Source organism: Rahnella perminowiae (genome assembly GCF_019049695.1).
GTDB lineage: Bacteria > Pseudomonadota > Gammaproteobacteria > Enterobacterales > Enterobacteriaceae > Rahnella > Rahnella perminowiae.
Genome location: NZ_JAFMOT010000145.1, coordinates 18,965 through 27,275 on the forward strand (window position 1 = coordinate 18,965; position 8,311 = coordinate 27,275).

The 8,311-nt window shown below is 49.0% G+C and carries 8 protein-coding genes; all 8 read right to left on the minus strand.

Translation table 11 applies throughout. From position 1 onward, the window contains the following. Positions 1 to 70: 70 nt before the first annotated feature. A complete protein-coding gene (gene rpoB, locus J1781_RS01995) occupies positions 71 to 4,099 on the minus strand; it encodes a DNA-directed RNA polymerase subunit beta (RefSeq protein WP_015699039.1) in 4,029 nt (1,342 codons plus the stop codon). 332 nt (positions 4,100 to 4,431) lie between these two features. Next, on the minus strand, positions 4,432 to 4,797 hold the full coding sequence (gene rplL, locus J1781_RS02000; RefSeq protein WP_013577410.1) for a 50S ribosomal protein L7/L12: 366 nt from the start codon (positions 4,795 to 4,797) through the stop codon (positions 4,432 to 4,434). A 66-nt stretch (positions 4,798 to 4,863) separates the two neighbouring features. Next, a complete protein-coding gene (gene rplJ, locus J1781_RS02005) occupies positions 4,864 to 5,361 on the minus strand; it encodes a 50S ribosomal protein L10 (protein WP_013577411.1) in 498 nt (165 codons plus the stop codon). A gap of 337 nt (positions 5,362 to 5,698) precedes the next feature. Continuing rightward, positions 5,699 to 6,403: a 50S ribosomal protein L1 gene (rplA, locus tag J1781_RS02010; protein WP_120164019.1), complete on the minus strand. Its 705-nt coding sequence runs from the start codon at positions 6,401 to 6,403 to the stop codon at positions 5,699 to 5,701. A 3-nt stretch (positions 6,404 to 6,406) separates the two neighbouring features. Continuing rightward, positions 6,407 to 6,835 carry a 50S ribosomal protein L11 gene (gene rplK, locus J1781_RS02015; RefSeq protein ID WP_217219989.1) on the minus strand — a complete coding sequence of 143 codons (429 nt, stop codon included), beginning with the start codon at positions 6,833 to 6,835 and terminating at the stop codon, positions 6,407 to 6,409. Between the two features lie 179 nt (positions 6,836 to 7,014). After that, entirely contained in the window at positions 7,015 to 7,560 is a 546-nt protein-coding gene (gene nusG / locus J1781_RS02020; RefSeq protein WP_009639145.1) for a transcription termination/antitermination protein NusG, read from the minus strand. Next, positions 7,561 to 7,944: a preprotein translocase subunit SecE gene (gene secE / locus J1781_RS02025; protein WP_034794996.1), complete on the minus strand. Its 384-nt coding sequence runs from the start codon at positions 7,942 to 7,944 to the stop codon at positions 7,561 to 7,563. A gap of 253 nt (positions 7,945 to 8,197) precedes the next feature. Then, positions 8,198 to 8,311, minus strand: a 114-nt coding sequence (locus tag J1781_RS02030; protein ID WP_455678424.1) for an EF-Tu C-terminal domain-related protein, incomplete at its 5' end; no start/stop codon positions are given.

Genomic DNA, 8,311 nt, shown 5'->3' on the forward strand with positions numbered 1-8,311 from the left:
GACCTGTTAGGCACCTGGTCTGTATTGATTAACAGGCAGGTGCCCCTGTGATCAGTGCGAATTCGAGTACTTACTCGTCTTCCAGCTCGATGTTGATACCCAGAGAACGGATTTCTTTCAACAGTACGTTGAAGGATTCCGGCATGCCTGGTTCCATACGATGATCGCCATCTACGATGTTTTTATACATCTTAGTACGGCCGTTCACGTCATCGGACTTAACAGTCAGCATTTCCTGCAGGGTATAAGCGGCACCGTATGCTTCCAGTGCCCACACTTCCATCTCACCGAAGCGCTGACCACCGAACTGAGCTTTACCACCCAGCGGTTGCTGAGTAACAAGGCTGTAAGAACCGGTAGAACGCGCGTGCATCTTATCGTCAACAAGGTGGTTCAGTTTCAGCATGTACATATAGCCGACGGTAACCTGACGCTCGAATTGCTCGCCGGTACGGCCGTCAAACAGTGTGATCTGACCAGAGGTTGGGATTCCGCCCATTTCAAGCAGTTGCTTGATCTCTGTCTCTTTCGCACCGTCGAAGACTGGTGTTGCGATTGGCATACCTTTTTTCAGGTTCTCAGCCAGACGCAATACTTCATCATCGGTGAAGGTGTTCAGATCCACTTTCTGACGTACATCGTCGCCCAGATCGTAGGCACGCTGGATGAACTCGCGCAGCTTAGAAACTTCTTCTTGTTTCTTCAGCATGGCATTGATTTTTTCACCAATACCTTTCGCGGCCATACCCAGGTGGGTTTCCAAAATCTGACCAATGTTCATACGTGATGGAACGCCCAGCGGGTTCAGTACGATATCAACCGGAGTCCCGTTTTCATCGTAAGGCATATCTTCGATCGGGTTGATCTTAGAGATAACACCTTTGTTACCGTGGCGGCCGGCCATCTTGTCACCAGGCTGGATTTGACGTTTAACGGCCAAATACACTTTAACGATTTTCAGCACGCCTGGTGCCAGATCATCGCCCTGAGTGATTTTACGACGCTTAGCTTCGAGTTTTTTCTCAAACTCGGATTTCAGTTCGTCGTACTGTTCAGCAAGCTGTTCCAGTTGGTTCTGTTTGTCTTCGTCAGTCAGTGACAGTTCTAACCAACGGTCGCGAGGCAATTTGCCCAGCTTGTCAGCTTCAACACCGCCAGCAACCAGCGCAGACTGGATACGTGCAAACAGACCGGCTTCCAGGATCTGCAATTCTTCAGTCAGGTCTTTCTTAGCCTGCTTCAGCTGCATCTCTTCGATTTCCAACGCACGTTTGTCTTTTTCCACGCCATCGCGGGTGAAGACTTGCACGTCGATAACCGTACCGGAAACGCCGTTTGGTACACGCAGAGAAGAGTCTTTAACATCAGACGCTTTCTCACCGAAGATCGCACGCAGCAGTTTCTCTTCCGGCGTCAGTTGGGTTTCACCTTTAGGCGTAACCTTACCCACCAGAATGTCACCACCGGTCACTTCAGCACCGATATAAACGATACCGGATTCATCCAGTTTGGAGAGCGCAGCTTCACCCACGTTAGGGATGTCAGCGGTGATCTCTTCAGGCCCTAACTTGGTGTCACGGGACACACAGGCCAGTTCCTGGATATGGATGGTCGTGAATCGGTCTTCCTGCACAACACGTTCGGAGACCAAGATGGAGTCTTCGAAGTTGTAACCGTTCCAAGGCATGAACGCGACACGCATGTTCTGACCCAGAGCCAGTTCGCCCAGATCTGTTGACGGACCATCTGCCAGCACGTCGCCGCGCTCGATTGGCTCGCCCAGATTCACACACGGCATCTGGTTGATGCAGGTGTTCTGGTTAGAACGGGTGTATTTGGTCAGGTTATAAATGTCGATACCTGCTTCGCCCGGGTACATCTCTTCTTCGTTAACACGAATAACGATACGGGATGCATCCACGTACTGAACAATACCGCCACGTTTAGCTACGGCAGTAACACCGGAGTCAACCGCTACAGCACGTTCCATACCAGTACCCACCAGCGGCTTATCAGCGCGCAGAGTCGGAACGGCCTGACGTTGCATGTTCGCACCCATCAATGCACGGTTGGCGTCATCGTGTTCCAGGAATGGAATCAGTGAAGCACCAACGGAAACAACCTGTTGGGTGGAAACGTCCATGTAGTCAACCTGATCGCGGCTAAACAGGCTGGATTCGCCTTTGCTACGACAAGTGACCAAGTCTTCAATGAAGCGCCCTTCTTCGTCCAGGTTGGAGTTCGCCTGAGCGATAACGAAGTTGCCTTCTTCAATAGCAGACAGATAGTTGATTTCATCAGTCACCAGACCATCACGTACGCGACGGTAAGGGGTTTCCAGGAAACCGTACTCATTGGTCTGTGCATAAACAGACAAGGAGTTGATCAGACCGATGTTTGGACCTTCTGGCGTTTCGATTGGACATACGCGACCGTAGTGAGTCGGGTGTACGTCTCGAACTTCAAAGCCAGCACGTTCACGGGTCAAACCGCCCGGACCCAATGCAGAGATACGACGCTTATGCGTGATCTCAGACAACGGGTTGTTCTGGTCCATAAATTGTGACAGCTGGCTTGAGCCGAAGAATTCTTTCACCGCAGCCGAAATTGGCTTAGCGTTGATCATATCCTGAGGCATCAGCGTGTCGAGGTCGCCCAGAGACAGACGCTCTTTAACCGCACGCTCAACACGAACCAAACCTACACGGAATTGGTTTTCAGCCATTTCGCCGACGGAACGAATACGACGGTTGCCCAAGTGGTCGATATCGTCCACTTCGCCCTGGCCGTTACGAATACCGATCAGCTTTTTCATAACCTGAATGATGTCGTCTTTGCTCAGGATACCTGAACCTTCGATTTCATCACGCAGCAGAGAACGGTTGAACTTCATACGACCCACTGCAGACAGGTCGTAACGATCTTCAGAGAAGAACAGGTTCTCGAACAGGCTTTCAGCCGCTTCACGCGTTGGTGGCTCACCAGGACGCATCATTCGGTAGATCTCAACCAGTGCGCTCAGGCGATCGCTGGTTGGGTCGACGCGAATAGTCTCGGACATGTAAGCGCCATGATCGAGGTCGTTGGTGAACAGCGTTTCAATGGTTTTGTGGCCGGACTGGCTGAGCTTAGCCAGCAGATCCAGAGACAATTCCATGTTAGCCGGGACGATCAGCTCACCGGTATTGGTGTCGATGTAGTCTTTAGAGACCACTTTCCCTGCGATGTACTCAACAGGAACTTCGATGCGCTGAATTTCGTCTTTTTCAAGCTGACGAATATGACGGGCAGTGATACGGCGGCCTTTTTCTACATAGACTTTGCCGTCAGCTTCGATATCAAAGGAAGCTGTTTCACCACGCAGGCGTTCAGGTACCAGTTCCATCTGCAACTTGTTGTCGCGGATCTGGTAAGTCACCTTGTCAAAGAACAGGTCAAGGATCTGTTCAGTCGTGTAATTTAATGCACGCAGAATGATAGTCGCAGGCAATTTACGGCGACGGTCAATACGCACAAAGAGGTTATCTTTCGGGTCAAACTCGAAATCTAACCATGAACCGCGGTAAGGGATGATACGTGCGTTATAAAGCACTTTACCCGATGAGTGGGTCTTACCCTTGTCGCTGTCGAAGAATACGCCCGGACTACGGTGCAGCTGAGATACGATAACCCTCTCAGTACCGTTAATCACAAAGGTACCATTTTCGGTCATGAGCGGAATTTCGCCCATATAGACTTCTTGTTCCTTGATGTCTTTGACCGTACCTTCTGGTGCTTCGCGTTCGTAGATCACCAGACGCAGTTTCACACGCAGTGGCGCGGAGAACGTCACACCACGGATCTGGCATTCTTTAACGTCAAATACTGGCTCACCAAGACGGTAGCTAACGTATTGCAGCTCAGAGTTACCGCTGTAGCTCTTGATAGGGAATACAGAACGGAATGCAGCTTCCAGACCGTACTGGCCTTCCGGGTCTTGCTCGATAAACTTCTGGAACGAGTCAAGCTGGATAGAAAGGAGATATGGAATGTCCAGAACTTGTGGACGTTTACCAAAATCCTTACGAATGCGTTTTTTCTCGGTATAGGAGTAAACCATAGGGTTCCTCAGCTCGCTGATCAGTGACCCAATCTTGTCTGCCCTGAGAAGGACAGTTCATGCAACACCGTTTATGTCGACCGGAAAGCAGAAACGCTTTCCGCAATATCTGTTTTCTACCACTCTTAAATCATTTCGTTGTGCGTTATCTGTAGATGAGCTACAGCAAGAGGCAACAATATATTAAGGCGTCTATAGAAAGAGATATTAGAGTAGTTCAGTGCTCAAACAGTGTGAAACATCACTGACACTCTATAGCGCAAAAAGGCTGGTGACTAAAAAGTCACCAGCCATCAGCCTGTTAGGACAGACTGCACTCCGGGAAGTTAAACTTACTTAACTTCAACAGAAGCACCAGCTTCTTCCAGAGATTTTTTCAGAGCTTCAGCGTCATCTTTGCTGATGCCTTCTTTCAGAGCTGCTGGAGCAGACTCAACCAGGTCTTTAGCTTCTTTCAGACCCAGGCCAGTCGCGGTGCGAACAGCTTTGATAACTGCAACTTTGTTCGCGCCAACAGCGGCCAGAACAACGTCGAACTCAGTTTTTTCTTCAACAGCTTCAGCAGCAGCAGCAGGACCTGCAACAGCAGCAGCAGCAGAAACGCCGAATTTTTCTTCCATAGCGGAGATCAGTTCAACGATTTCCATTACAGACAGAGCTGCAACGCCTTCAATGATTTGTTCTTTAGTGATTGACATTTCAAGTGTTCCTAGAATTCAGAAATAGTTTATACGTAAGCAAATGAACGAGATAAAAAAGGCTGATTAAGCAGCTTCTTTCTGATCGCGTACAGCAGCCAGAGTGCGAACCAATTTGCCTGCAGAGGCTTCTTTCATGGTTGCCATCAGGCGTGCGATTGCTTCTTCGTAAGTAGGCAGAGTTGCCAAGCGGTCAATTTGAGCCGCAGAGATAAACTCACCTTCAAAGGCCGCAGCTTTAACCTCAAATTTTGCATTCGCTTTAGCGAAATCTTTGAACAGACGGGCAGCAGCGCCTGGGTGTTCAGTAGAGAATGCAATCAAGGTTGGACCGACAAACGTGTCTTTCAGGCACTCAAACTGAGTACCTTCTACGACGCGACGCATCAAGGTGTTGCGAACAACACGCATGTAAACGCCAGCTTCACGACCTGCTTTACGCAGTTCAGTCATTTTATCTACAGTTACGCCACGGGAATCCGCAACAACCGCAGACAGCGCGCCTTTGGCTACTTCGATGACTTCAGCAACAATCGCTTGTTTGTCTTGAAGATTTAATGCCATTAGCTTTTTGCTCCTGGATTTAGCCGGGGAAAACCCCCGGAACTCACATCACTTGTTATCGAGAATCGATATCAAGCGTTCAAACACGGTGAGCAGAGAATCCAGCAAAGACAAATCTTAATTCTTTATAAAAAAGACAAAGAAATATTTTCTTCAGGCTCTGTCACCGTCTACGCAGGAAGGATTAAGCCCTTTTCGGGGCACCTGCGGTCTTGGACGGAGGCCTGGATAGGCCAGGCTCCAACCGAAAAATCTTGGTTTCGCATTAACGAAACAACGGGCCATAGATTCTAGACAAATCTATCGCCCGCGTAAAGCGATAAACGTCAGCAGTTAATTAGTTAACTGTTGCGCTCAGGCCGCTTTGATCAACAGCAAGACCCGCGCCCATGGTAGTGGACAGGCTTACTTTCTTGATGAAAACGCCTTTAGCCTGAGAAGGCTTCGCTTTTTTCAGAGCGACCAACAGAGCTTCCAGGTTTTCTTTCAGCTTGTCGGATTCGAAATCAACCTTACCGATAGTGGTATGGATGATGCCGTTTTTGTCGTTACGGTAACGAACCTGACCTGCTTTAGCGTTCTTAACCGCTTCAGCAACGTTAGGGGTTACAGTACCGACTTTCGGGTTAGGCATCAGACCGCGTGGGCCCAAGACCTGACCTAATTGGCCAACAACGCGCATTGCATCTGGAGATGCGATAACAACGTCGAAGTTCATTTCGCCTTTCTTGATCAGGTCAGCCAGATCTTCCATACCAACCAGTTCAGCGCCTGCAGCTTTAGCAGCTTCAGCGTTTGCACCTTGAGTGAAGACGGCAACGCGAACAGAACGACCGGTGCCGTGTGGCAGTACGGTTGCGCCGCGAACGTTTTGATCTGATTTACGAGCGTCGATGCCGAGGTTAACAGCAACGTCAACGCTTTCTACGAATTTAGCAGTGGCCAGCTCTTTGAGCAGAGCAACGGCTTCGGTGATGTCATACTGTTTAGTAGCATCAACTTTGTCACGGATCACGCGCATGCGCTTGGTCAGCTTAGCCATTTATTAATCCTCCACTACCAGGCCCATGGAACGAGCAGTACCTTCGATGGAGCGAATCATCGCTTCAACGTCAGAACCAGTCATGTCCGCAGCTTTGGTTTCTGCGATTTCACGAACCTGAGCACTCGTTACTTTACCTACTTTGTCTTTGTTCGGCTTGCCGGAACCAGACTTGATACCAGCCGCTTTCTTCAGCAATACTGCTGCAGGAGGGGTTTTGGTAACGAAGGTGAAAGAACGGTCAGAATAAACAGTAATAACAACAGGAATTGGCAGGCCTTTTTCCATGCTATCAGTCTTAGCATTGAACGCCTTACAGAATTCCATGATGTTCACGCCTTGCTGACCCAGAGCTGGACCAACTGGCGGACTTGGGTTTGCCATACCAGCTGCAACTTGCAGCTTAACGTAGGCTTGTACTTTCTTGGCCATGGTAAATATCCTCGTTTGGGTAATATCGCCTGTTTGAAGAGGCTCCCCGTTATTTACAGTACTTGTTCTTTATCATTTATGTGCCAAGAAGACTGCACATAAAAACAAAAGGCGCGAAATTATAGTTTAATTTCGCGCCTTGTACAACAACTGTTCTAACGAATATTTAGAACGTTGTATTAGCCCTTTTCAACCTGACCGAAGTCCAGTTCAACCGGTGTTGCACGGCCAAAGATGGAAACAGACACTTTCAGGCGGCTTTTCTCGTAATCAACTTCTTCGACCACACCATTGAAGTCTGCAAACGGCCCGTCATTAACACGTACCAGTTCACCTGGTTCGAACAATGTTTTAGGGCGTGGTTTATCCCCCACTTGTTGCAGGCGATTCATGATCGCATCAACTTCTTTATCGCTGATTGGTGCAGGACGATCTGACGTTCCGCCAATGAAGCCCATAACACGAGGAACGCTGCGAACTAAGTGCCAGCTGGCGTCATTCATTACCATCTGTACCAGCACATAACCCGGGAAGAATTTACGTTCACTTTTACGGCGCTGGCCACCACGAATTTCAACCACTTCTTCGGTTGGAACCATGACTTCACCAAACAGTTCTTCCATGTCATGTAATTTGATGTGCTCACGCAGCGATTGCGCTACGCGGCCTTCAAAGCCAGAAAACGCCTGAACGACGTACCAACGTTTTTTAGGTGCTTCAGACATTTAGAACCTCAAGCCAGTAATGAAAGATACCAGGCGGACTAAAATACCATCCAGCCCCCACAGAATCAGAGACATAACGGCAGTTACCGCCGCAACGATCAGTGTGGTATGCAATGTTTCCTGGCGCGTTGGCCAAATGACTTTACGTACTTCAGTTCGCGCTTCACGAGCAAACGCAACTGTTGCCTTGCCTTTAGTGGTCAGTAAAGCCACTGCGCCTGCAATTGCGATAATAACAACTACGGCTAACGCGCGTAACGGCAGGCTGTATGCACGGTAATAATAGTTACCGACAATAGCTACAACCAACAAAACGGCAACAACCAGCCACTTTACCGCTTCCAGGCCGCGCCCGCTCCCTTGAGCCTCGGTATTCGCACTCATAAACCAACCCGTCACAATGATTCAGAACAAACAACTTTGCCTCGCATTGCGAGGCAAACCAAACCGATCGATGCTCTACTTGAGCGCAATTCGGTGTTTTACGCTATATCTCAGAGCCTATCTCACCAGTGATTATGACGTATAAATCGCTGATGAGATAGGTTCTAGCGCCACAGCGTAGAAAAAAGGGCATCGAATGATGCCCTTTTAGTGTGTATTGCGTCAACGAATAGTGACAAAAAACTATCAGCGATTAAGCGATAACTTTAGCAACAACACCAGCACCTACAGTACGGCCGCCTTCACGGATTGCGAAACGCAGACCGTCATCCATCGCGATTGGGTGGATCAGCGTAACAACCATGTT

Bases quoted from the DNA above. Each gene is read 5' to 3' on its own strand.
- rpoB (WP_015699039.1), bottom strand. From the start codon at position 4,099: ATGGTTTACTCCTATACCGAGAAAAAACGCATTCGTAAGGATTTTGGT.
- rplL (WP_013577410.1), bottom strand. From the start codon at position 4,797: ATGTCAATCACTAAAGAACAAATCATTGAAGGCGTTGCAGCTCTGTCT.
- rplJ (WP_013577411.1), bottom strand. From the start codon at position 5,361: ATGGCATTAAATCTTCAAGACAAACAAGCGATTGTTGCTGAAGTCATC.
- rplA (WP_120164019.1), bottom strand. From the start codon at position 6,403: ATGGCTAAGCTGACCAAGCGCATGCGCGTGATCCGTGACAAAGTTGAT.
- rplK (WP_217219989.1), bottom strand. From the start codon at position 6,835: ATGGCCAAGAAAGTACAAGCCTACGTTAAGCTGCAAGTTGCAGCTGGT.
- nusG (WP_009639145.1), bottom strand. From the start codon at position 7,560: ATGTCTGAAGCACCTAAAAAACGTTGGTACGTCGTTCAGGCGTTTTCT.
- secE (WP_034794996.1), bottom strand. From the start codon at position 7,944: ATGAGTGCGAATACCGAGGCTCAAGGGAGCGGGCGCGGCCTGGAAGCG.